This window comes from Pseudomonas oplopanacis (assembly GCF_057128725.1).
This window is the reverse complement of record NZ_JBSKHV010000002.1, coordinates 185,063-209,256: the sequence shown is the minus strand read 5'-3', so window position 1 is coordinate 209,256 and position 24,194 is coordinate 185,063. Positions and strand designations below refer to the sequence as shown.

The window sequence follows — 24,194 nt, the reverse complement described above, 5'->3', positions numbered from 1 at the left end:
TTACCATGTAGCAATTAACCGCGGAACTCGCTGCGGCCGTTGTACTTGGCTTTGCCATTCAACTGCTCTTCGATACGCAGCAGTTGGTTGTACTTGGATACGCGGTCGGAACGGCACAGGGAACCGGTCTTGATCTGGCCAGCCGAGGTGCCCACAGCCAGGTCGGCGATGGTCGAATCTTCGGTTTCGCCGGAGCGGTGCGAGATCACGGCGGTGTAACCAGCGGCCTTGGCCATCTGGATCGCTTCCAGGGTTTCGGTCAGGGTGCCGATCTGGTTGAACTTGATCAGGATCGAGTTGGCGATCTTTTTATCGATGCCTTCTTTCAGGATCTTGGTGTTGGTCACGAACAGGTCGTCGCCTACCAGTTGAACCTTCTCGCCGATTTTGTCGGTGAGGATTTTCCAGCCTGCCCAGTCGGACTCGTCCAGGCCGTCTTCGATCGAGATGATCGGATAACGTTCGGTCAGGCCTTTCAGGTAATCAGCGAAACCTTCGGCGGTGAACACCTGGCCTTCGCCAGACAGATTGTATTTACCGTCTTCGTAGAACTCGCTCGCCGCGCAGTCCAGCGCCAGGGTCACGTCGGTGCCCAGCTTGTAACCGGCGTTGGCCACGGCTTCGGAGATCACTTTCAAAGCGTCTTCGTTGGAAGCCAGGTTCGGTGCGAAACCACCTTCGTCACCGACAGCAGTGCTCAGGCCACGGGCCTTCAGCACAGCTTTGAGGTGATGGAAAATTTCGGTGCCCATGCGCAGGCCTTCCGAGAAAGACTTGGCGCCAACCGGCTGAACCATGAATTCCTGGATGTCGACGTTGTTATCGGCGTGCTCGCCACCGTTGATGATGTTCATCATCGGAACCGGCATCGAGTAAACACCCGGGGTGCCGTTCAGGTTGGCGATGTGAGCGTACAGCGGCAGGTCCTGGTCCTGTGCTGCTGCCTTGGCCGCAGCCAGGGAAACGGCGAGGATCGCGTTGGCGCCCAGGGAGCCTTTGTTTTCGGTACCGTCGAGCTTGATCATCGCGTGATCCAGCGCTTTCTGGTCGCTTGGATCCATGCCTTTCAACAGGTCACGGATCGGACCGTTGATGTTGGCCACGGCCTTCAGAACGCCCTTGCCCAGGTAACGGCTCTTGTCGCCATCACGCAGCTCGAGTGCTTCACGCGAGCCAGTGGAAGCACCGGACGGCGCGCAGGCGCTGCCGATGATGCCGTTATCGAGAAGCACGTCCGCTTCCACGGTGGGATTGCCACGGGAGTCGAGAACTTCACGACCTTTGATGTCGACGATTTTTGCCATTGTTGTAAACACTCCAAAGTTGACGAAAACGACGCAGCTAGAGGAAATCTTTTACCGTCGGCAAGTGAGGTGCAGCGGGCAGACTTGCGGACGATAAGGCTCAGGCCCGAGGGCCTGAGCAACAAATCGTGCGGTACTTTACCGGAGAATTGAGGTTTACGCGGTTTCTACCGTCGGAAAACTCTTCACCAGTTCGTCCAACGCTTTGAGCTGGGCCAGAAATGGCTCCAGTTTGTCCAGACGCAAGGCGCAAGGGCCGTCGCATTTGGCGTTGTCCGGGTCCGGGTGGGCTTCGAGGAACAGGCCGGCCAGCGACTGGCTCATGCCTGCCTTGGCCAGGTCCGTCACCTGGGCACGACGACCACCGGCGGAATCCGAGCGACCACCGGGCATTTGCAGCGCGTGGGTCACATCGAAGAACACCGGGTATTCGAACTGCTTCATGATGCCGAAGCCGAGCATGTCGACGACCAGGTTGTTGTAGCCGAAGCTCGAACCGCGTTCGCAGAGGATCAACTGATCGTTGCCCGCTTCCACGCACTTGCTCAGGATGTGTTTCATCTCGTGCGGTGCGAGGAACTGGGCTTTCTTGATGTTGATCACCGCGCCAGTCTTGGCCATCGCGACCACGAGGTCGGTCTGGCGCGACAGGAAGGCCGGCAACTGAATGATGTCGCAGACTTCAGCGACGACCGCGGCCTGGTCAGGCTCGTGGACGTCGGTGATGATCGGCACGCCGAAGGCTTGCTTGATGTCCTGGAAAATCCGCATGCCCTCTTCCAGGCCGGGGCCACGGTAAGAGGTCACGGAGGAACGGTTGGCCTTGTCGAAGCTGGCCTTGAACACATAAGGGATACCGAGTTTCTCGGTAACCTTCACATACTCTTCGCAGACCTGCATCGCCATGTCGCGGCTTTCCAGCACGTTCATGCCACCGAAAAGCACCATTGGCTTGTCGTTGGCAATCTCGATATCGCCTACGCGGATGATTTTCTGCGCCATCAGATTTATGCCTTCTTCTGGTGTTGAATCAATGCTGCTTTAACGAAACCGCTGAACAACGGGTGACCGTCGCGTGGCGTCGAGGTGAACTCTGGGTGGAACTGGCAAGCGACGAACCATGGATGATCCGGGGCTTCGACCACTTCAACCAGCGCGCCATCACCGGAACGACCGGAAATTTTCAGGCCGGCTTCCATGATCTGCGGCAGCAGGTTGTTGTTCACTTCGTAGCGGTGACGGTGACGCTCGACGATGACGTCTTTGGCGTAGCAGTCGTGTACCAGCGAACCCGGCTCCAGCAGGCAATCCTGAGCGCCGAGGCGCATGGTGCCGCCCAGGTCGGACGATTCGGTACGGGTTTCGACCGCGCCGGTAGCGTCTTCCCACTCGGTGATCAGACCCACGACCGGATGGCCGCTGGCACGATCGAACTCGGTGGAGTTGGCGTCTTTCCAGCCCAGCACGTTACGAGCGAACTCGATCACGGCCACTTGCATGCCCAGGCAGATGCCCAGGTACGGAACCTTGTTTTCGCGAGCGTATTGAACGGCGGTGATCTTGCCTTCCACGCCACGCAGACCGAAGCCGCCCGGTACGAGGATCGCGTCAACACCTTCCAGCAGCGCGGTGCCCTGGTTTTCGATGTCTTCGGAATCGATGTAGCGCAGGTTGACCTTGGTGCGGTTGCTGATGCCGGCGTGACTCATCGCTTCGATCAGCGACTTGTAGGCGTCCAGCAGTTCCATGTACTTGCCGACCATCGCGATGGTCACTTCGTGCTCCGGGTTCAGCTTGGCGTCAACCACCGCTTCCCACTCGGAGAGGTCAGCGCTGCCGCATTGCAGGCCGAAACGCTCGACGACGAAATCATCCAGGCCCTGGGAGTGCAGGATGCCCGGGATCTTGTAGATGGTGTCGGCGTCTTCCAGCGCGATCACCGCACGTTCTTCAACGTTGGTGAACTGCGCGATCTTGCGGCGCGAAGAAATGTCGATCGGGTGATCGGAACGGCAAACCAGCACGTCCGGCTGCAGGCCAATGGAACGAAGTTCCTTGACCGAGTGCTGGGTCGGCTTGGTTTTGGTTTCGCCGGCAGTGGCGATGTACGGCACCAGTGTCAGGTGCATCAGCATCGCGCGCTTGGCGCCGACTTCGAAACGCAGTTGGCGGATCGCTTCCAGGAACGGTTGCGACTCGATGTCACCCACGGTGCCACCGATCTCGACCATCGCCACGTCGGCATCGCCGGCGCCCTTGATGATCCGGCGCTTGATTTCGTCGGTGATGTGCGGGATCACCTGGATGGTTGCGCCCAGGTAATCACCACGGCGCTCTTTGCGCAGCACGTGTTCGTAGACACGGCCGGTGGTGAAGTTGTTGTTCTGGGTCATGGTCGTGCGGATGAACCGCTCGTAGTGGCCCAGGTCCAGGTCGGTCTCGGCGCCGTCGTGGGTGACGAACACTTCACCGTGCTGGAACGGGCTCATGGTGCCCGGGTCAACGTTGATGTACGGGTCCAGCTTCAGCATGGTGACCTTAAGTCCCCGCGCCTCCAGGATGGCCGCCAATGAAGCCGATGCGATGCCTTTCCCCAATGAAGAAACAACACCGCCCGTGACGAATATGTAGCGCGTCATGAAAAACCCTAGAAGTCTGCGTTAAAGCGGTCCGAGCCGCCGGGGAAAGCGAAGGAAGGCCGAAGCCCCCGATCACCTGCATTAATCACAGTGCACCTTTCAAAAAAACCGCCGCGTTGGGACAGACCGGCAGATGAAACACCGGTACGTTGCTCGCTACACATTTTTTGGAATCGCCCAGCAAAGACTGCTTGGTAATCGGCAACTCCTGCAATTCAGGCGAATCCACAGAAGTTGTATCAAGAAGGGAGCGTAGTCTACCGGAAAGCCCCTTTCAGCTCAAACCTTGATCTTCGCCAGGTGGCTGCCAATGCAAATGCCAGCCGTCCTGCCCACTGCCATTCAAGCCCTGTACGCTGGCCACTGCCAGCAATTGCTCGCCGCGACAGAGCAGCGGCAATCTGCCACGAGCGAAGGCCGGAACCCCGCGTTCATTGAGCAAACGCTTGAGGTCGCGGTGGCCGCGATCAGCTAAATGCATGACCTCACCTCCCTCACGATAGCGGATTTGCAGCGGGCCATCGGGGATTTGCCCGGTGAGCGTGAGCAGACCATTTTCCGGCAACTCCAGCGGCTTCGCAGGATCAGCCCAATGCACAGCACGCGACGGATTGCGTAGCCAACAGCCCGACAGCCACCAGATACGCCCGGCCGACCGATGCAGCTCGCCATCCGCCAACCGCCAGACCGGACGCGCATCACCGGTGGCGTCGCGCAAATCTTCCCAACCCGACCAATGGTCGCTGTCCGGCAAACGGGTCCGCGCTGCGAGCCAATGGCTTAGCGCATTGCGTTGGCGAGCGGCAGAGCGTTGTAAAAGAGCAGCGAGCTCCAGAGAGGGCACGCCCAGCCAGTCGAATTCATTGACCGTCGTCGCTTCGGCCAGATCGATGTGCGCCAGCTCATCCAGCAAGGCCTGCGCTTCGCTCAAGTGCGCAGCGCTGCGAGCCATGGTCGCCATCGCTTGCGGCCAGCGCTCGGTCAATATCGGGAACACCTGATGTCGCAGGTAGTTGCGCGAAAACTGCCGATCCTGGTTCGAAGGGTCTTCGATCCAATTCAGTTTATGTTCTGCGGCATAGGCTTCAAGTTCGGCGCGACTCACGTCCAGCAGGGGCCGCAGCAGATGGCCCCGACCCAACGGCCGCGCACTCGGCATCCCCGACAAACCTCTCACCCCGGCCCCGCGCAACAGCCGAAACAATAGGGTTTCCGCCTGATCGTCTCGGTGCTGGGCGGTCAGCAGCAGTTCATTGGCCTGAGTGGCTTCAACGAATGCGCCATAGCGCGCATCCCGGGCGGCACGTTCGAGGCTGGCGCCGGGTTGAACCTGAACATGAACGACGTGTAGCGGCACACTCAAGGCATCACAGACGGACTGGCAGTGTGCCGGCCACGCATCCGCCGCAGGCTGAAGGCCGTGATGGACATGAATGGCGCTGAGCACCGGCAGGGATTGTGTTTTTGCCAGGTCGGCAAGAAGGTGCAGCAGGACGGTGGAGTCGAGACCACCGGAGAAGGCGATGCGCCAGGTTTTGGCATTGCGCCAAGGGGCCAGATTCAGCAGAAGTCTGGCAGGCAGATCAAACTTTGAAGGATTCATAGATATCAGTCGCTTCACATAGACCCAATGTGGGAGCGAGCCTGCTCGCGAAGGCTGCTTAACATTCAACCCACTTGTTGACTGTTATACCGCTTCCGCGAGCAGGCTCGCTCCCACAATGGTTTTGCGTCGTTTGTCGAAGCAGCGTCAGATCAGAGACCGTAGCTCATCAGTCGCGCGTAACGACGAGCCAGCAGCGCGTCGTTGTCGAACTTCTTCAGCATCGCCAGTTGCGAGCTAAGCTCGGCACGGATCGAGGCGGCCGCCGCGGCAGGGTCACGGTGTGCACCGCCCAATGGCTCGCCGATCACCTTGTCCACGATACCCAGGCCTTTCAGGCGCTCGGCGGTAATGCCCATGGCTTCAGCGGCGTCCGGGGCTTTCTCGGCGGTTTTCCACAGAATCGAGGCGCAACCTTCCGGCGAGATCACCGCGTAAGTCGAATACTGAAGCATGTTCAGCTGGTCGCAAACGCCGATAGCCAAAGCACCACCAGAACCACCTTCACCAATTACGGTGGCGATGATCGGGGTTTTTAGACGCGACATGACACGCAGGTTCCAGGCAATCGCTTCGCTCTGGTTACGCTCTTCAGCGTCGATACCAGGGTAAGCGCCCGGGGTGTCGATGAAGGTCAGGATCGGCATTTTGAAGCGTTCGGCCATTTCCATCAGGCGGCACGCCTTGCGGTAGCCTTCCGGACGCGGCATGCCGAAGTTGCGGCGAACTTTCTCGCGCACTTCACGGCCTTTCTGGTGACCGATGATCATCACCGGCTGGTCGTCCAGACGGGCAATGCCACCGACGATGGCAGCGTCATCGGAGAAGTGACGGTCACCGTGCAGCTCATCGAACTCGGTGAAGATGTGTTCGATGTAGTCCAGGGTATAAGGACGTTTCGGGTGACGCGCCAGACGTGCGATCTGCCAGCTGGTCAGCTTGGCGAAGATGTCTTCGGTCAGCGTGCTGCTTTTGTCCTGCAGGCGGGAGATCTCATCGCCGATATTCAGCGAATTGTCGTTACCGACCAAGCGCAACTCTTCGATCTTGGCTTGCAGGTCGGCGATCGGCTGTTCGAAATCTAGAAAATTCGGGTTCATAGGCGTCCGTCTTGGGTCGACGTCCAAGAGAGCTTGGGCCGGCCGGTTGTCTATTCGCGCCCTACCTTAAGGGAGAGGCGCGTTCAGGTCGAGATTAAAAATTCAGGTCGAGATCAGGGAGTACAGAAGGCACCTGACCGTCAACGGTATTGGAGGAAGACGTTGTCTCGCCCGAACTGGTCACGCAAGGCTTGAATCAACGCATCCGCCGGATCGATTCGCCAAGTCTCGCCAAACTGCAGCAAGGCCTTTGCGTCGGGGCTCGTGTACTCCATGGTGATCGGGCATGCGCCGCGATGGCGCTTGAACAATTCACCCAGCCAGCGTAGCTGATCGCCTTTCAAATCCTTGGTCTGCAACTTCAGGCGCAGGCTTTCGGCAAGGTTGGTGCGCGCATCTTCCATGCTCATCACGCGCTTGACCCGCAGCTTCAGGCCGCCGGAGAAGTCGTCATTGCTGACCTCGCCTTCGACCACGACCATCGCATCCGTCTGCAACAGCGACTGCGCGGTATGGAACGCCTCGGCAAACAGCGACGCCTCGATCCGTCCGGAGCGGTCATCGAGGGTGATGAAGCCCATCTTGTCGCCCTTTTTGTTCTTCATCACGCGCAGGGCGATGATCATGCCGGCGACGGTCTGGGTATCGCGAGCTGGTTTCAAATCGATGATGCGCTGACGGGCAAAGCGACGGATTTCACCTTCGTATTCGTCAATCGGGTGACCGGTCAGGTACAGGCCCAGGGTGTCTTTCTCCCCTTTCAGCCGCTCCTTGAGCGTCAGTTCCTTGGCCTTGCGATGACTGGCGTAGACGTCCGCGTCTTCCTCGACAAACAACCCGCCGAACAGGTCGGCATGGCCACTGTCCTGGGTACGTGCGGTTTGTTCGGCCGCCTTGATCGCCCCTTCCATCGCCGCCAACAGCACCGCGCGATTCTGGTCGATGCTCGCTTGATAGGCCTTCGGCTCGTCATGGAAATAAGGCCCCAGACGATCCAGCGCACCGCTGCGGATCAAACCGTCGAGGGTACGTTTGTTGATCCGCTTGAGATCGACACGGGCGCAGAAATCGAACAGATCCTTGAACGGACCGTCCTGGCGCGCCTCAGTGATCGCCTCCACCGGGCCTTCGCCAACACCCTTGATCGCACCGAGGCCGTAAATGATCCGGCCTTCGTCATTCACCGTGAACTTGAACTCGGAGGCATTCACATCCGGCGCGTCGAGGCGCAGCTTCATGCTGCGAATTTCCTCGATCAAGGTCACGACCTTGTCGGTGTTGTGCATGTCCGCCGACAGCACCGCCGCCATGAACGGCGCCGGGTAATGCGTTTTCAGCCACGCGGTCTGGTACGACACCAGGCCGTACGCCGCGGAGTGGGATTTGTTGAAGCCGTAACCGGCGAATTTCTCTACCAGGTCGAAAATGTTACCGGCAAGGTCCGCATCGATGTTGTTGGTCGCGCAACCTTCAATGAAACCGCCGCGCTGCTTGGCCATTTCTTCGGGCTTTTTCTTACCCATGGCCCGACGCAGCATGTCCGCACCACCGAGGGTGTAACCGGCCATGACCTGGGCAATCTGCATCACCTGTTCCTGATACAGGATGATGCCGTAAGTCGGTGCCAGTACCGGCTTGAGGCCTTCGTACTGGTAATCCGAGTGCGGGTACGCAAGTTCGGCGCGACCGTGCTTACGGTTGATGAAGTCATCCACCATGCCCGATTGCAACGGGCCCGGACGGAACAGGGCCACCAGTGCGATCAAGTCTTCCAAGCAGTCGGGCTTGAGCTTCTTGATCAGCTCCTTCATGCCGCGGGATTCGAGCTGGAACACCGCCGTGGTTTCGGCTTTTTGCAGCAGCGTGTAGGTCGGCTTGTCGTCCAGCGGAATGAACGCAATGTCCAGAGGCGGCTGATCGACCTTGGCGCGGTCGCGGTTGATGGTTTTCAGCGCCCAGTCGATAACCGTCAGGGTTCGCAGGCCGAGGAAGTCGAACTTCACCAGACCGGCGGCCTCGACGTCATCCTTGTCGAACTGGGTCACCAGGCCGTCACCGGCCTCGTCGCAATAGATCGGCGAGAAGTCGGTCAGTTTGGTCGGCGCGATAACCACACCACCGGCGTGTTTACCGACGTTACGCACAACGCCTTCGAGCTTGCGGGCCATCTCCCAGATTTCGGCGGCTTCTTCATCGACCTTGATGAAGTCACGCAGGATCTCTTCCTGCTCATAGGCCTTTTCCAGGGTCATGCCGACTTCGAACGGAATCATCTTCGACAGACGATCCGCCAGGCCGTAGGACTTGCCCTGCACCCGCGCCACGTCCCGGACCACAGCCTTGGCCGCCATGGAACCGAAGGTGATGATCTGGCTAACCGCATTGCGACCGTATTTCTCGGCCACGTATTCAATCACCCGATCGCGACCGTCCATGCAGAAGTCGACGTCGAAGTCGGGCATCGATACCCGTTCCGGGTTGAGGAAACGTTCGAACAGCAGGTCATATTCCAGCGGATCGAGGTCGGTGATCTTCTGTACATAGGCCACTAGCGACCCGGCACCCGACCCCCGGCCCGGACCTACCGGCACGCCGTTGCTCTTGGCCCACTGGATAAAGTCCATCACGATCAGGAAGTAACCGGGGAACCCCATCTGGATGATGATATCCAGCTCGAAATTCAGCCGATCGACGTAGACCTGACGCTTGGCCTCGTAGTCTTCCGTGGTGTCTTTGGGCAGCAGAACGGTCAGGCGATCTTCCAGGCCATCGAACGACACTTTGCGGAAATATTCATCGATGGTCATGCCATCGGGAATCGGGAAGTTGGGCAGGAAGTGCTTGCCCAGCTTCACTTCGATGTTGCAGCGCTTGGCGATTTCGACGGTGTTTTCCAGCGCCTCGGGCAAGTCACTGAACAGCTCGGCCATTTCCTCGGCGCTTTTGAGGTATTGCTGATCGCTGTAATTCTTCGAACGCCGCGGATCGTCGAGGGCGCGGCCCTCACCGATGCACACGCGGGTTTCGTGAGCGGCGAAGTCTTCCTGCTTGATGAAACGCACATCGTTGGTTGCGACCAGTGGCGCGCCGATTTTCTCGGCCAGGGCCACGGCACCGTGCAACTGCTCTTCATCGTTGGGCCGATTGGTGCGCTGGATTTCCAGGTAGAAACGATCCGGGAACACCGCCATCCATTCGCGCGCGAGGTTTTCCGCTTCAGCCGGGTTGCCACTGAGCATGGCCAGGCCGATTTCGCCCTCTTTCGCCGCCGACAGCATGATCAAGCCTTCGCTGGCTTCGGCGACCCATTCGCGCTCGATGATCACCGAGCCATTGCGCTGGCCGTCGATGAAACCACGGGAAATCAGTTCGGTCAGGTTGCGATAGCCGACAGCGTTCATGGCCAGCAGGCTGATCCGGCTCAGGGCGTTGTCCGGGTCCTTGTTCGACAGCCACAAGTCGGCGCCGCAGATCGGCTTGATCCCGGCACCCATGGCGGCTTTGTAGAATTTGACCAGGGAACACATGTTGTTCTGGTCGGTGACCGCTACGGCAGGCATGTTCATGCCGACCAGGGTCTTGACCAGCGGTTTGATCCGCACCAGACCGTCGACCAGGGAATATTCAGTGTGCAGGCGTAGGTGAACGAATGAAGCCGGCATAGTGATCCTGCGTTATGTCATGAAAACAACAAGGCCCGGATTGTACCGGGCCTTGCGTAAAACATCAGCCTTGCGACTAACTCTCGATCAGACTTTCCCGCGCCTCGTACGCCAGACGCACCGGGGCGAACGAGCGGCGGTGAATCGGAGTCGGGCCAAGCCGGGCCAGCGCTTCCAGATGAACGGGCGTCGGGTAGCCTTTGTGCCCGCCGATGCCGTAACCGGGGTAAATCAGTTCGAATGCCGCCATCTCGCGGTCGCGGCTGACCTTGGCCAGAATCGATGCCGCGGCAATGGCCGGAACCTTGCCGTCGCCCTGCACCACCGCTTCAGCGCGCATGGACAGCTTCGGGCAACGATTGCCGTCGATCATCGCCAGTTTCGGCTGGATGTGCAGGCCTTCGATCGCGCGCTGCATCGCCAGCATGGTGGCGTGCAGAATGTTCAGTTCGTCGATTTCCTCAACTTCGGCCCGGGCGATGCACCAGCTCAGGGCTTTTTCGCAGATTTCGTCGTAGAGCTTTTCGCGGCGGGCTTCGGTGAGTTTCTTTGAGTCATTCAGGCCGAGGATCGGCCGGTTTGGATCAAGGATCACCGCTGCCGTGACCACGGCACCACACAGTGGGCCGCGACCGACTTCGTCGACGCCGGCCACGAGGTCTTCGACTTCGGCGACCAGGGTGAAGTCCAGGCCCATCTGAATGCTGGTTTTGCTCATTGTGTTTTGCCGATCAGGTTCAGTACCGCGTCCGCCGCCTGATTGGAGGCATCCAGACGCAAGGTACGGTGAATTTCGTCGAAGCCGCGAGTCTGTTCCTCGCCACCTTCGATCAAGGGTGAAAGCGTTTGAGCAAGGGCTTCGACCGTTGCGTCATCCTGCAGCAACTCGGGCACCAACAGGCGCTGGGCCAACAGGTTCGGCAAGGACACGTAAGGGCTTTTCACCATGCGCTTGAGAATCCAGAACGTCAGGGGCGCCAGTCGATAAGCCACCACCATCGGCCGCTTGTACAGCAACGCTTCAAGGGTCGCGGTACCGGAAGCGATCAGCACCGCGTCGCAGGCGGCGAGGGCCAGATGCGATTTGCCATCGAGCAAGGTCAGCGGCAGATCGCGGCCGGCCAGCAGCTCTTCAAGCTGTGCACGGCGCTCCGGGCTGGCGCACGGCATGACAAAACGCACGCCAGGACGCAAGGCGCGCAGGCGCTGGGCGGTGTCGAGGAACAACGCACCGAGCCGCCCCACTTCGCCGCCGCGACTGCCGGGCATCAGCGCAACCAGCGGACCGTCCGGCAAATCAAGTTCGGCACGCGCGGCGGCGCGATCAGCCTCAAGCGGGATCGCATCGGCCAGGGAGTGCCCGACGAACCGTACCGGTACGCCCTTTTCTTCATAAAATTTTGCTTCGAACGGGAACAGCGTCAGCATCAGGTCGCAGCCTTCGCGAATCTTCAGCACGCGCTTCTGCCGCCATGCCCACACCGACGGGCTGACGTAATGCACGGTCTTGATCCCGGCTTGCCGCAGCTTGAGTTCGATATTGAGGTTGAAGTCCGGGGCATCGATACCGATGAACACGTCCGGTTTCTCGGCAATCAGGTCGGCAATCAGCTTCTTGCGGCGCGCCATCAGCTCGCGCAATCGGCCCAGCACTTCCACCAGGCCCATGACCGAAAGACGTTCCATCGGGAAATACGAGATCAGGCCTTCGGCTTGCATCAGCGGACCACCGACACCGATGAACTCCACCGCCGGGTGCTGAGCCTTGAGTGCGCGCATGAGGCCCGCGCCCAGAATGTCGCCGGAAGCCTCACCCGCTACCAGCGCAATACGCAGATTAGCCATGATTAACGGGTGATGCCGCGAGTCGAAGACTGGATGGAATCACGGAACACCGCGACTTCCGGGAACTGATCCGAAGGTTCGGCCAGCTCGGTGAGCGCTTGCTCGACCGTCAGGCCCTGGCGGTAAACCACCTTGTAGGCACGACGCAGCGCGTGAATGGCGTCTTCGCTGAAACCACGACGACGCATGCCTTCGAAGTTCATGCTGCGCGCTTCGGCAGGGTTGCCAAACACGGTGACGTACGCTGGAACGTCCTTGCCAATGGCCGTGCCCATGCCGGAGAAGCTGTGGGCGCCAATGTGGCAATACTGGTGAACAAGCGTGAAACCGGAGAGGATCGCCCAGTCTTCAACGTGCACATGGCCGGCCAACGCAGTGTTGTTGACCAGGATACAGTGGTTGCCGATGACGCTGTCGTGGCCGATATGGGCATAGGCCATGATCAGGTTGTGATCGCCCAAGGTCGTTTCCGAACGATCCTGAACGGTCCCGCGGTGAATCGTCACACCTTCACGGATGACGTTGTGGTCACCGATGACCAGACGGGTTTCTTCGCCTTTGTATTTCAGATCGGGCGTGTCCTCACCTACCGACGAAAACTGGTAGATGCGGTTGTGCTTACCGATTCGGGTCGGGCCTTTGAGAATCACGTGCGGCCCGATCACTGTTCCCTCGCCGATTTCCACACCTGCGCCGACGATCGACCACGGGCCGACCTCGACGTCGTCGGCCAGGATGGCCGTCGGATCGATGATTGCGCGAGGGTCAATCAAACTCATAGTTTGCGTTCCGCGCAGATGATTTCTGCGGAGCAGACTGGCTTGCCGTCGACCGAAGCCTGGCATTCGAACTTCCAGATCTGACGCTTGCAGCTCAGGAACTTGGCTTCAAGGATCAACTGATCGCCCGGCAGTACCGGCTGACGGAAGCGCAACTTGTCGGAGCCGACGAAGTAGTAAAGGGTGCCGTCCGCCGGTTTCACGTCGAGCATTTTGAAACCAAGGATCCCGGCAGCCTGAGCCATCGCTTCGATGATCAGTACGCCCGGCATGATTGGATGCGCAGGGAAGTGACCATTGAAGAACGGTTCGTTGATGCTGACATTCTTGTAGGCGCGAATGCGCTTGCCTTCCACATCCAGATCCACGACCCGGTCCACCAGCAGGAACGGGTAACGGTGAGGCAGGTATTCGCGAATCTCGTTGATGTCCATCATTTCGGGGGGAAGCCTATGTAAAGATTGGGAGCGCGCGACTGACGCGCGCCCCTCTAGCAAATCAAGCAGGCAGTCTAACGGCTGTGCACGCTTGATATGGAAATGGTATCAGCCATCTGATGAAGCATTACCGTCAGGGGTCACTTCCCCTACACGCTTTTCCAGCTGTCGCAGACGCCGCGCGATGTCATCGAGCTGTCGGATGCGAGCCGCGCTTTTGCGCCATTCGGCTGCTGGCTGCATGGCCGTACCGGAAGAATAGGAGCCCTTTTCAGTAATTGAATGGGTCACCATGGTCATCCCGGTGATGAAAACGTTGTCGCAAATTTCGATGTGCCCTACCAGCCCGACACCGCCAGCGAGCATGCAATGCTTGCCGATTTTGGTGCTGCCGGAGATCCCGACACAGGCGGCCATGGCGGTGTGATCACCAACCTGCACGTTGTGGGCGATCTGGATCTGGTTGTCGAGCTTCACGCCATTACCGAGAACGGTATCGGCCAATGCGCCGCGGTCGATAGCGGTATTCACGCCAATTTCCACATCATCACCGACCAACACACCACCGATCTGGGCGATTTTCTGCCAGACACCTTTCTCGTTGGCAAAGCCGAAGCCTTCGCCGCCGAGTACGGCACCTGACTGAATCACCACGCGCTTGCCGATGCGCACGTCGTGGTACAGCGTGACCCGCGGGGCCAGCCAGCCGCCTTCGCCAATTTCGCAACGGGCACCGATGAAGCAATGCGCCCCAATGGTCACGCCGGCAGCAATGCGTGCCGCGCTTTCGATCACCGCAAAGGCACCAATACTCGCCGCCGGGTCAACCACCGCGTCCTCGGCCACTACGGCTGTCGGATGAATACCGGCAGCCGCTTTCGGTTTTGGATCGAACAGGTGGGAAATACGCGCGTAGGCCAGATACGGATCAGGTACCACCAGCGCATTACCGGCAAAACCTTCGGCATCAGCGGCCTTCAGCAACAGGGCTGCGGCCCGGCTGTCTGCCAGGTATTTACGGTATTGAGGGTTTGCGAGAAAGCTCAACTGAGCTGGGCCAGCCTCTTGCAAAGTGGCTAGCCCAGTAATTTCTTTCTCCGGGTCGCCACGTAGCGTGGCGCCGAGGAACTCGGCCAATCGGCCGAGTTTTATAGTCGCTGTCATAGTTACTTCAGCTGATTCATGCGCTCGATAACCTGGCGAGTGATGTCGTACTGAGGTTTGACATCAATCACTGCGCCACGCTCGAAGACCAGGTCAAAAGCACCTTTCTTGATGACTTCTTCCACAGCGCTGTCCAGTTTCGGCTTCAGCTGCTTCAGCATTTCACGGTCGGCAACGGCTTTGGCTTCGTTCAGCTCCTTGGACTGGAACTGGAAGTCGCGGGCCTTTTGCTTGAACTCGAGTTCAAGACGCTCACGCTCGCCCTGTTGCATCTTGTCGCCACCGGCCATCAGACGGTCCTGAATGCCTTTGGCACTGCTTTCCAGCGTCTTGAGCTTGCTCAGTTGCGGACCAAATTTCTTCTCGGCATCCACGGCGTATTTCTTGGCCGCGTCGGATTCCAGCAGGGCCATCTGATAGTTCAGAACGGCGATTTTCATGTCGGCAAAAGCCGGGCCTGCGACCAGTACGGTGGCGAGGAGAACCAATTGAGTCAACTTACGCACGATGCACCCCTACAAAATCCATTGTCATTATTTTGAGGCAGACGCTTAGAACGTCTGACCAAGAGAGAATTGGAACACTTGAGTTTCAGCGTTATCCGGTTCTTTGACTGGCATCGCCAGCGCGAAACTCAGCGGACCCAGCGCAGTGACCCATGTCACACCTACACCGACGGAACTGGCCATGTTGCTGAGGCTGATGTCGTTGCACTGCGTATTGGACTTCGACGCAGGGTTGGTGTTGGTCGTCTGCTCGCACTTGGAGTCGAACACGTTACCCACATCCCAGAATACCGAGGTACGCAGGGAGCGTTGATCCTTGACGAACGGCAGCGGGAACAGAATCTCCGCACCACCTTGAATCAGGACGTTACCACCGAACGGCAGCGGGTCTTGATCCGGGTCAGCCAGAGTGCCCGGGTTACCGGTAGAACCTTGACCACGGCTCGGCGTACTACGCGGGCCCAATGTACTGTCCTTGAAGCCACGAACCGAGTTGAAACCACCAGCATAGTAGTTTTCATAGAATGGCAAGCCATCGGTCGAACCATAACCGTCGCCATAACCCAATTCAGTGTGCAGGCGCATGGTGTAGTTCTCAGACAATGGCTGGAACAACTGGCCACGGTAATCGAGCTTGAAGAACGACAGGTCGCTACCTGGTGTAGTGACTTCCGCCGTCAGGCTTTGAGAATGACCACGGGTCGCCAACACGCCTTTGTTCAGGGTGGACTCGGACCAGCCGGCCGAGGCCTTGAAGTTCAGATACTCATCGCCTTCACGGTTAACGAAGTCGAAGATTTCGTCGACGGTGTATTGACCGGTCTTGATCTTGTCTTGCTGTGCAGTCAGGCCGAAGGTCAGACGCGAGGTCTCGCTGATCGGGTAACCGACGCTCACGCCAGCGCCCAGGCTGTCTACGGCATAGCTTGCTACGTCGACGTCGAGGTCTTTGTAGTCGGTGGTGCGATAGAAAGCGTTGTAACCCAGGCTCACGCCGTCGGCAGTCCAGTACGGGTCGACATAACCGAAGTTATAGCGGCTCTGGTATTCGCTTTTGGTCAAGCCGATGCTGACCTTGTTACCAGTACCCAGGAAGTTGTTCTGGGTGATCGAGCCACCGAGGATCAGGCCGGCACTTTGTGCAAAACCGACACTCGCAGTGATCGAGCCGGAAGCCTGCTCTTCAACGCTGTAGTTCACGTCAACCTGGTCATCGACACCCGGTACAGCCGGGGTTTCGACGTTCACTTCCTTAAAGAAGCCCAGACGTTCAAGACGGGTCTTGGACTGATCGATCAGGTAGGTCGAAGCCCAGCCACCTTCCATCTGACGCATTTCGCGGCGCAGCACTTCGTCTTCGGACTTGGTGTTGCCACGGAAGTTGATGCGGTTGACGTAAGCACGTTTGCCCGGATCGACAGCGAATGTTATGTCGACGGTGTGGTCTTCATCGTGAGGCTGAGGCACGCCGCTGACGTTGGCGAAGGTGTAACCCTCGTTACCCAGGCGGCGAGTGATCAATTCCGAGGTGGTGGTCATCAGCTTGCGCGAGAACACCTGGCCTTTCTGTACCAGCAGCAGGGACTTGACCTGGTCTTCAGGGACTTTCAGGTCGCCGCTCAGCTTGACGTCACGAACGGTGTACTTCTCGCCTTCGTTGACGTTGACAGTGATGTAGACGTGTTTTTTGTCCGGAGTAATCGATACCTGGGTCGAAGCGATATCCATATTGATATAGCCGCGGTCCAGGTAGTAGGAACGCAGACGCTCCAGGTCACCGGAGAGTTTTTCACGGGCGTACTTGTCGTCGTTCTTGAAGAAGGACAGCCAGTTGGTGGTCTTCAGTTCGAACAGGTCGATCAGGTCTTCGTCAGGGAAGACAGTGTTACCCACCACGTTGATGTGCTGGATAGCAGCGACGGTGCCTTCGTTGATGTTGACCTTCAAGCCGACGCGGTTACGTGGCTGCGGTACCACTTCGGTGTCGACGGTGGCCGAGTAGCGACCCTGAGCGACGTATTGGCGCTGCAGTTCGTTACGCACACCTTCGAGCGTGGCACGCTGGAAGATCTCGCCTTCGGCCAGACCGGATTGTTTGAGGCCCTTCATCAGGTCTTCAGTCGAGATCGCTTTGTTACCCTCGATCTCGATACTGGCGACCGATGGGCGCTCGACTACCGTGATGACCAGGACGTTGCCATCGCGGCCCAGCTGGATATCTTGAAAGAACCCGGTTTTGAACAAAGCACGAGTGGATTCCACCAGGCGACGATCGTCCGCCTGTTCGCCGACGTTTAACGGCAAAGCACCAAAGACGCTACCCGCGGAGACCCGCTGGAGGCCATTGACGCGAATATCAGAGATAGTGAAGGACTCGGCGTGAACTTCGGCGATCATCAATACGGTGAGAACCGCAGTTAGCAGCAGACGTTTCATGAAGTCCTTTCTTATTCCAACTGGCAATAAACAAACTGCCGCAAAATGCGGCAGATTCGCAATTCAGCGAAGTGTTACAGACGGCCCAAATCATTGACCAGAGCAAGCAACATCACCCCGACCACCAAACTGATACCGATCTGTATCCCCCAACCCTGCACCCGATCCGACAAGGGACGACCACGCGCCCACTCGATCAGATAAAACAACAAATGCCCCCCATCCAGTACAGGAATAGGCAACAAATTCAGAACTCCCAGGCTAATACTCAGATAAGCAAGGAAATTCAGGAAATCAGCAACGCCCGACTGGGCAGAAGCGCCCGCCACTTTAGCAATGGTTATCGGTCCACTCAAGTTTTTTACCGAGAGCTCACCGAACAACATTTTCTTGAGCGAATCGAGGGTCAGTACACTCATGGTCCAGGTGCGTCGAGCACCCTCTCCAATCGCGGCCACAGGACCGTAACTGACTTCGCGAATCATCTCTGGCGGCCAATCGACCGCTTTCACCCCAGCCCCCATATAACCGGTAGGTGCCTTGCTCTCGCCGCGAGCGGCCAACGTCACAGGGACGTCGATTTGAGCACCATCGCGCTCGACGCGCAGCATGATTTTGGTATCCGGATGCATACGGACGGTGTCGACCACTTGCTGCCAGTCGTCCAGCGCCTTGCCATCCAGAGCCAGCAAGCGATCACCGGTTTTCAGGCCAGCAGCCTGCGCCGGCCCTTTAGGATCAAGTTCAGCCAGCACCGGCGGCAGTGCCGGACGCCAAGGACGAATACCCAGCGAACGGATCGGATCCGGCTCGTCAGCACCCTTGAGCCACTTATCCAGCATCAGTTCGCGAGGAGAGTCTGCGGTGGAACCCTGTTCACGCACCAACAATTGAAGTGAACCGCTCTCGCCAAGACGGCGAACCAGTTGCAAATTCACCGAAGCCCAGCCGGTCGTTGGCTCGCCATCGATGGCAACAATTTCCTGACCTGCAGTCAAACCGGCCTTGGCGGCAATACTGCCGGACTCGACTGCGCCGATTACGGGGCGCACCTGCTCGCTGCCGAGCATTGCCAAGACCCAGAAAAACACCATGGCCAGTAGAAAGTTGGCAATCGGGCCGGCAGCCACGATTGCGATACGCTGACGGACAGATTTGCGATTGAAAGAATGGTCGATCTGATCGGCCGGCACTTCGCCTTCACGCTCATCGAGCATTTTCACGTAGCCGCCCAACGGAATGGCAGCCACAACGAACTCCGTGCCTTTCTTGTCGTGCCAGCGCAGCAATGGCATGCCGAAGCCTACGGAGAAACGCAGCACTTTGACCCCACAGCGACGCGCGACCCAGAAATGGCCGAATTCGTGAAAGGTAACCAGCACACCCAAAGCCACCAGGGTGCCGACAATCATATAGAGCGCGCTCATCTACTTTCTCCGCAATCCTATCCGGTGCTGCATGGACCAACGTATTGCAGCACTTACCGCCCGTGACGACTCAACCATTGCCCGGCCAGTACTCGCGCTTTCGCGTCAGCCGTGAACACGGCCTCGAGATCATCCACCGCCACTACAGGCTCGAGGTTCAACACTTCCTCGATGATACTCGCGATTTCCGGGTAGCGAACCCGCCCGTCGAGAAACGCCGCCACAGCCACTTCATTCGCCGCGTTGAGCATCGCCGGCGCGCTATTACCCGCCTCGGCAGCCTGACGCGCCAGGCGCAGGCAAGGGAAACGTTCTTCATCGGGCGCATGGAAGTCCAGGCGCGCAATGGCAAACAGGTCCAGCGGCGCGACACCCGAGTCGATACGCTCCGGCCAGGCCAGGGCATTGGCGATCGGTGTGCGCATGTCCGGGTTACCCAACTGCGCCAGCACCGAACCATCTACGTAGTCGACCAGGGAATGAATCACACTCTGAGGGTGAATCACCACTTCGACCTGGGACGGCTTGGCATCGAACAGCCAGCAGGCCTCGATCAATTCGAGCCCCTTGTTCATCATGCTGGCGGAATCGACCGAAATCTTGCGCCCCATGGACCAGTTCGGATGAGCACACGCCTGGTCGGGGGTAACATGCGCCAGTTCAGCCAAAGGTGTCTGTCGGAACGGACCGCCAGAGGCCGTGAGAAGAATCCGACGCACGCCAACCACACCCAGCCCACGAGCGAAATCCTGCGGCATGCACTGAAAAATCGCGTTGTGCTCGCTGTCGATCGGCAGCAGCACCGAGCCGCTTTTGCGCACGGCTTGCATGAACAGAGCGCCGGACATGACCAGCGCTTCCTTGTTCGCCAGCAGAATCTTTTTGCCCGCCTCGACCGCCGCCAGGGTCGGACGCAAGCCCGCCGCGCCAACAATGGCCGCCATGACGGCATCGACTTCAGGATCGGAAGCGACCTGACACAGCCCCTCCTCCCCCACCAACACACGGGTCGACAAGCCAGCCGCGCGCAAATCATCCTGCAGGGTTCGGGCCGTGTCGGCTTGCGGTACGACTGCAAAGCGCGGCGTGTGACGTACGCACAAGGCCAACAGCTCACTCAGGCGAGTGAACCCGCTCAAGGCGAATACTTGATAACGCGAAGGATGACGAGCAATCACGTCGAGGGTGCTCAGACCAATCGAACCGGTCGCCCCCAACACAGTAATCTGTTGAGGGCGGCTCACGGTGCAGCCATCCAAAGCAGCACGGCAAACACCGGGATCGCAGCCGTCAGGCTGTCGATTCGATCCAGCACACCACCATGCCCTGGCAGCAGGTTACTGCTGTCCTTGATGCCGGATTGGCGCTTGAACATGCTCTCGGTGAGGTCGCCCACCACCGAAATGAAGACGATCACTGCCGCGCCGATCAACCCCATCAGCACCTGGGCGAAACTCCAGTCGCGCACCAGGCCGACGATCGCCGTGATGACCAGGCTCAGCACCAGGCCACCATAAACGCCTTCCCAGCTCTTGCCGGGGCTGACCTGCGGCGCCAGCTTGCGCTTGCCGAAGGCACGACCGGAGAAGTACGCACCGATATCGGCACCCCAGACCAGCACCATCACCGCCATGATCAACCAGTTCCCCAAGGGTTCCTGTTTGATCTGGACCAGACCTTGCCAGGCCGGCAACAGAATCAGAAAACCGATTACCAACTTGCAGGCGGCACTGGCCCAGTGCTCGCTGGAACGCGGATAGGTCAGCACCAAATATGTCGCCACAGCCCACCAGAGCACCGAAGCGCCCAGCACCCAGGGCGCAAGCCCCGGCAGGATGTGCATGACAAACAGCATCAACGCGACCACTGCGGCATAGGCAACGCGAATCGGCTGGGCGGTAAAACCGGCCAGCCGCGCCCATTCCCAGGCACCGAGCGTCACGACCAGCCCGATGAACAGCGCAAAGCCGGAACCCTCAAGCAGGAAAAACCCGCACAAAGCGATCGGCAGCAGGATCAGTGCAGTGATGATTCGTTGTTTAAGCATTAAACCCGGGCTCCAGCCTCGACCTGCTCGCTCGTTTTACCGAAGCGGCGCTGGCGAGAAGCGAAATCGGCCAGCGCATTTCGCATGGCGTCGTGTTTGAAGTCCGGCCAGAACAGGTCGGAGAAGTACAACTCGGCGTAAGCCAGTTGCCACAGCAGGAAGTTGCTGATGCGGTGTTCGCCACCGGTACGGATGCACAAATCCGGCAACGGCAGATCGCCGGTGGCCAGACAGGTTTGCAGCAGTTCCGGGGTGATGTCTTCCGGGCGCAGATGCCCGGCCTGAACTTCCCGCGCCAGACGTTGAGCGGCCTGCGCGATGTCCCACTGACCGCCGTAATTGGCGGCGATTTGCAGGACAAAGCGGTTGGCACCGACGGTCATCGCTTCAGCCTCACGCATCGCAGCTTGAAGCTCAGGGTGAAAGCGCGAGCGATCACCGATGATGCGCAGACTGATGTTGTTTTCGTTGAGGCGCTTGGCCTCGCGACGCAATGCCTTGAAGAACAGATCCATCAAGGCGCTGACTTCATCTGCAGGGCGCTGCCAGTTTTCACTGGAGAAAGCGAACAGGGTCAGCACCTCGACCTTGGCCTCGGCGCACACCTCGATTACCGCACGAACCGCATCCACGCCCGCTTTATGCCCGGCGACACCCGGCATAAAGCGCTTCTTCGCCCAGCGATTATTACCATCCATGATGATCGCGACATGGCGCGGCACCGCGGACGGCGCAGTCTGCTTGGTCTTATCCATGAAAACGCGACCCTTATACGGCCATCAGGTCGGCTTCTTTCTGCTTGGTGGCCGCATCGATGTCAGCCTCAGCCTTGTCGGTCAGCTTCTGGATATCGGCAGCGGCACGACGCTCTTCGTCTTCGCTGATTTCCTTGTCCTTGACCAGTTTCTTGAGGTCACCCAAGGCATCGCGACGAATGTTGCGCACGGCAACACGAGCATCTTCAGCGGCACTGCGCGCCTGCTTGGTGAAGCCCTTGCGGGTTTCTTCAGTCAGGGCAGGCATGGAGATCAGCAGCAACTCACCCAGGTTGGTCGGGTTGAGGTTCAGGCCAGCACTCTGGATGGCCTTGTCGACGGCCGCGAGCATGTTGCGTTCGAACGCGACGACCTGCAGGGTCCGGGAGTCTTTTACCGTGATGTTGGCCACTTGGGTGATGGACGTGTCTGTGCCGTAGTACGGCACCATTACGCTACCCAGGATGCTTGGGTGGGCCTTGCCGGTACGAATCTGACCAAATGCATGGTTCAGAGAGTCCAGGGATTTCTGCATGCGCTCTTGAGCGTCTTTCTTGATTTCATTGATCATTGTTGGCCTTCCTCGATCAGGGTCCCTTCAGCGCCGCCATGTACGATGTTCAGCAGGGCGCCGGGCTTGTTCATGTTAAAGACGCGCAACGGCATCTTGTGGTCGCGGCACAGGCAAATGGCCGTCAGATCCATCACGCCCAGCTTGCGATCCAGCACTTCATCGTAAGTCAGATGATCGAACTTCTCGGCATGCGGGTCTTTGAATGGGTCAGCGGTGTAGACGCCATCGACCTTGGTCGCCTTGAGCACGACATCGGCATCGATTTCGATTGCACGCAAGCAGGCCGCCGAATCCGTGGTGAAGAATGGATTACCGGTACCCGCCGCGAAAATCACGACTTCCTTGGCGTTCAGGTGGCGCATGGCTTTGCGACGATCATAGTGATCGGTTACGCCCACCATGGAAATGGCCGACATCACGATGGCCGAGATATTGGCACGTTCCAGCGCATCGCGCATGGCCAGGGCGTTCATCACAGTGGCCAGCATGCCCATGTGGTCGCCCGTCACCCGATCCATGCCGGCCGCGCTCAGCGCTGCACCGCGGAACAGGTTGCCACCACCGATCACCAGACCGACCTGAACGCCGATACCAACCAGTTGGCCGACTTCCAGCGCCATGCGATCCAGAACTTTCGGATCGATCCCGAACTCTTCCGAGCCCATCAGGGCCTCGCCGCTAAGCTTGAGTAGAATGCGTTTATAGCGAGCCTGATAACCACTGCCCTGCTGAGCCATTGCGAATCTCTCCTGCGGCGTATTTTAAAAAATTCTTTGCGAGCTGTTTACAGCTGCGTTCACTCTAGCTTGGCGCTGCTTCAGCGCCATCGGAACATGGCTTTGTAAGCCAGTTCCAACGGGAAACCAATTAAAAATTGGCGGCCCATCTGAAAAGAGGCTGCGCGCGTAAGCGGGCAGCCTCTTCAGGGCGACAGTTTAAAAAACCGTCTTACGACTTGGCAGCAGCCAGCTGGGCAGCAACTTCTTCAGCGAAGTTGTCTACTGGCTTCTCGATGCCTTCGCCTACTTTGAAGTAGGTGAAAGAAACGATTTCAGCACCCGCTTTCTTGGCCAGCTCGCCAACCTTGATTTCAGGGTTCTTGACGAACGCCTGCTCAACCAGGCTTGCTTCAGCCAGGAACTTGCTGATACGGCCTTTGACCATATTTTCAACAATGTTTTCTGGCTTGCCTTTGATTTTTTCTTCGTTCAGCTGCAGGAACACAGCTTTTTCACGCTCGATCGCTTCGGCAGAAACTTCCGAAGGCAGCAGGAACTCTGGGTTGCTGGCCGCTACGTGCATAGCGATGTCTTTGGCCAGTTCAACGTTGCCGCCTTTCAGGACAACTGCAACACCGATCTTGTTGCCGTGCAGGTAACCACCAACAACATCACCTTCAACGCGCACCAGGCGACGGATGTTGACGTTTTCGCCAACCTTGCCGACCAGTACCAGGCGAGCAGCTTCTTGAGCTTCGATCAGCGGAGCGACGTCAGTCAGTTTGTCGGCGAACGCTTTTTCAACGCTAGCAGCAACAAATGCCTTGAAGTCGTCCTGCAGAGCCAGGAAGTCAGTCTGCGAGTTCACTTCCAGCAGAACAGCAGATTTGCCGTCTTCTTTCAGAGCGATAGCGCCTTCAGCAGCCACGTTGCCTGCTTTCTTGGCAGCCTTGATTGCGCCGGAAGCACGCATGTCATCAATGGCTTTTTCGATGTCGCCGTCAGCCTTTTCCAGGGCTTTCTTGCAATCCATCATGCCTTCGCCGGTACGCTCACGCAGTTCTTTAACCAACGCTGCAGTAATTGCTGCCATTTTCAAAATCCTCTTGGATAGGTTTTCAACCATTCCACCCGATCGAACGGGCGATCAATTCTTCCCGAACCACCGTTGTAAGCCGCTGCACGTTACAGCTCTGC

At 58.5% G+C, this 24,194-nt stretch carries 20 protein-coding genes; all 20 read right to left on the bottom strand.

Annotation, left to right across the window (positions count from 1 at the left end; all coding sequences use genetic code 11):
* Positions 1–14: 14 nt before the first annotated feature.
* Positions 15–1,304, bottom strand: coding sequence for a phosphopyruvate hydratase (gene eno / locus ACWKV5_RS05225; RefSeq protein ID WP_452625136.1), 1,290 nt, complete (start codon positions 1,302–1,304; stop codon positions 15–17).
* Between the two features lie 156 nt (positions 1,305–1,460).
* A complete protein-coding gene (gene kdsA, locus ACWKV5_RS05220; protein WP_007949350.1) occupies positions 1,461–2,306 on the bottom strand; it encodes a 3-deoxy-8-phosphooctulonate synthase in 846 nt (281 codons plus the stop codon).
* A 5-nt stretch (positions 2,307–2,311) separates the two neighbouring features.
* Positions 2,312–3,943 carry a CTP synthase gene (pyrG, locus tag ACWKV5_RS05215; protein ID WP_046029209.1) on the bottom strand — a complete coding sequence of 544 codons (1,632 nt, stop codon included), beginning with the start codon at positions 3,941–3,943 and terminating at the stop codon, positions 2,312–2,314.
* Between the two features lie 274 nt (positions 3,944–4,217).
* Positions 4,218–5,546 (bottom strand): tRNA lysidine(34) synthetase TilS, encoded by a 1,329-nt coding sequence (gene tilS, locus ACWKV5_RS05210; RefSeq protein ID WP_483840457.1) that lies wholly within the window; start codon positions 5,544–5,546, stop codon positions 4,218–4,220.
* Between the two features lie 152 nt (positions 5,547–5,698).
* The gene (locus tag ACWKV5_RS05205) at positions 5,699–6,646 is read right to left on the bottom strand and encodes an acetyl-CoA carboxylase carboxyltransferase subunit alpha (protein ID WP_483840456.1); all 948 of its coding nucleotides are present in this window, start codon (positions 6,644–6,646) and stop codon (positions 5,699–5,701) included.
* Between the two features lie 140 nt (positions 6,647–6,786).
* Entirely contained in the window at positions 6,787–10,308 is a 3,522-nt protein-coding gene (dnaE, locus tag ACWKV5_RS05200) for a DNA polymerase III subunit alpha (protein WP_483840455.1), read from the bottom strand.
* Between the two features lie 76 nt (positions 10,309–10,384).
* A complete protein-coding gene (gene rnhB, locus ACWKV5_RS05195; protein ID WP_017336711.1) occupies positions 10,385–11,011 on the bottom strand; it encodes a ribonuclease HII in 627 nt (208 codons plus the stop codon).
* An 11-nt stretch (positions 11,012–11,022) separates the two neighbouring features.
* Entirely contained in the window at positions 11,023–12,153 is a 1,131-nt protein-coding gene (lpxB, locus tag ACWKV5_RS05190) for a lipid-A-disaccharide synthase (protein WP_483840454.1), read from the bottom strand.
* Positions 12,154–12,155: 2 nt separating this feature from the next.
* Positions 12,156–12,932, bottom strand: coding sequence for an acyl-ACP--UDP-N-acetylglucosamine O-acyltransferase (lpxA, locus tag ACWKV5_RS05185; RefSeq protein WP_027924980.1), 777 nt, complete (start codon positions 12,930–12,932; stop codon positions 12,156–12,158).
* A complete protein-coding gene (fabZ, locus tag ACWKV5_RS05180; RefSeq protein WP_007907157.1) occupies positions 12,929–13,369 on the bottom strand; it encodes a 3-hydroxyacyl-ACP dehydratase FabZ in 441 nt (146 codons plus the stop codon). Before fabZ ends, lpxA begins: the two co-directional genes overlap by 4 nt.
* Positions 13,370–13,477: 108 nt before the next feature.
* Positions 13,478–14,533: a UDP-3-O-(3-hydroxymyristoyl)glucosamine N-acyltransferase gene (lpxD, locus tag ACWKV5_RS05175; protein WP_483840453.1), complete on the bottom strand. Its 1,056-nt coding sequence runs from the start codon at positions 14,531–14,533 to the stop codon at positions 13,478–13,480.
* A gap of 2 nt (positions 14,534–14,535) precedes the next feature.
* Complete coding sequence (locus ACWKV5_RS05170; RefSeq protein WP_010462812.1) at positions 14,536–15,039, bottom strand: OmpH/Skp family outer membrane protein; 504 nt, start codon at positions 15,037–15,039, stop codon at positions 14,536–14,538.
* A 45-nt stretch (positions 15,040–15,084) separates the two neighbouring features.
* Positions 15,085–17,475, bottom strand: a complete 2,391-nt coding sequence (gene bamA, locus ACWKV5_RS05165) for an outer membrane protein assembly factor BamA (protein ID WP_123433704.1) — start codon at positions 17,473–17,475, stop codon at positions 15,085–15,087.
* Positions 17,476–17,549: 74 nt separating this feature from the next.
* A complete protein-coding gene (rseP, locus tag ACWKV5_RS05160; protein WP_483840452.1) occupies positions 17,550–18,902 on the bottom strand; it encodes a sigma E protease regulator RseP in 1,353 nt (450 codons plus the stop codon).
* A 53-nt stretch (positions 18,903–18,955) separates the two neighbouring features.
* Complete coding sequence (gene ispC / locus ACWKV5_RS05155) at positions 18,956–20,146, bottom strand: 1-deoxy-D-xylulose-5-phosphate reductoisomerase (protein ID WP_483840451.1); 1,191 nt, start codon at positions 20,144–20,146, stop codon at positions 18,956–18,958.
* Complete coding sequence (locus ACWKV5_RS05150) at positions 20,143–20,949, bottom strand: phosphatidate cytidylyltransferase (protein ID WP_483840450.1); 807 nt, start codon at positions 20,947–20,949, stop codon at positions 20,143–20,145. Before ACWKV5_RS05150 ends, ispC begins: the two co-directional genes overlap by 4 nt.
* Positions 20,949–21,704, bottom strand: a complete 756-nt coding sequence (uppS, locus tag ACWKV5_RS05145; protein WP_483840449.1) for a polyprenyl diphosphate synthase — start codon at positions 21,702–21,704, stop codon at positions 20,949–20,951. Before uppS ends, ACWKV5_RS05150 begins: the two co-directional genes overlap by 1 nt.
* 13 nt (positions 21,705–21,717) lie before the next feature.
* Positions 21,718–22,275, bottom strand: coding sequence for a ribosome recycling factor (frr, locus tag ACWKV5_RS05140; RefSeq protein WP_007949335.1), 558 nt, complete (start codon positions 22,273–22,275; stop codon positions 21,718–21,720).
* Positions 22,272–23,015 (bottom strand): UMP kinase, encoded by a 744-nt coding sequence (gene pyrH, locus ACWKV5_RS05135; protein ID WP_003172271.1) that lies wholly within the window; start codon positions 23,013–23,015, stop codon positions 22,272–22,274. The genes frr and pyrH overlap by 4 nt, the downstream gene beginning before the upstream one ends.
* Before the next feature lie 211 nt (positions 23,016–23,226).
* A complete protein-coding gene (gene tsf / locus ACWKV5_RS05130) occupies positions 23,227–24,090 on the bottom strand; it encodes a translation elongation factor Ts (RefSeq protein ID WP_483840448.1) in 864 nt (287 codons plus the stop codon).
* Positions 24,091–24,194 lie beyond the last annotated feature (104 nt).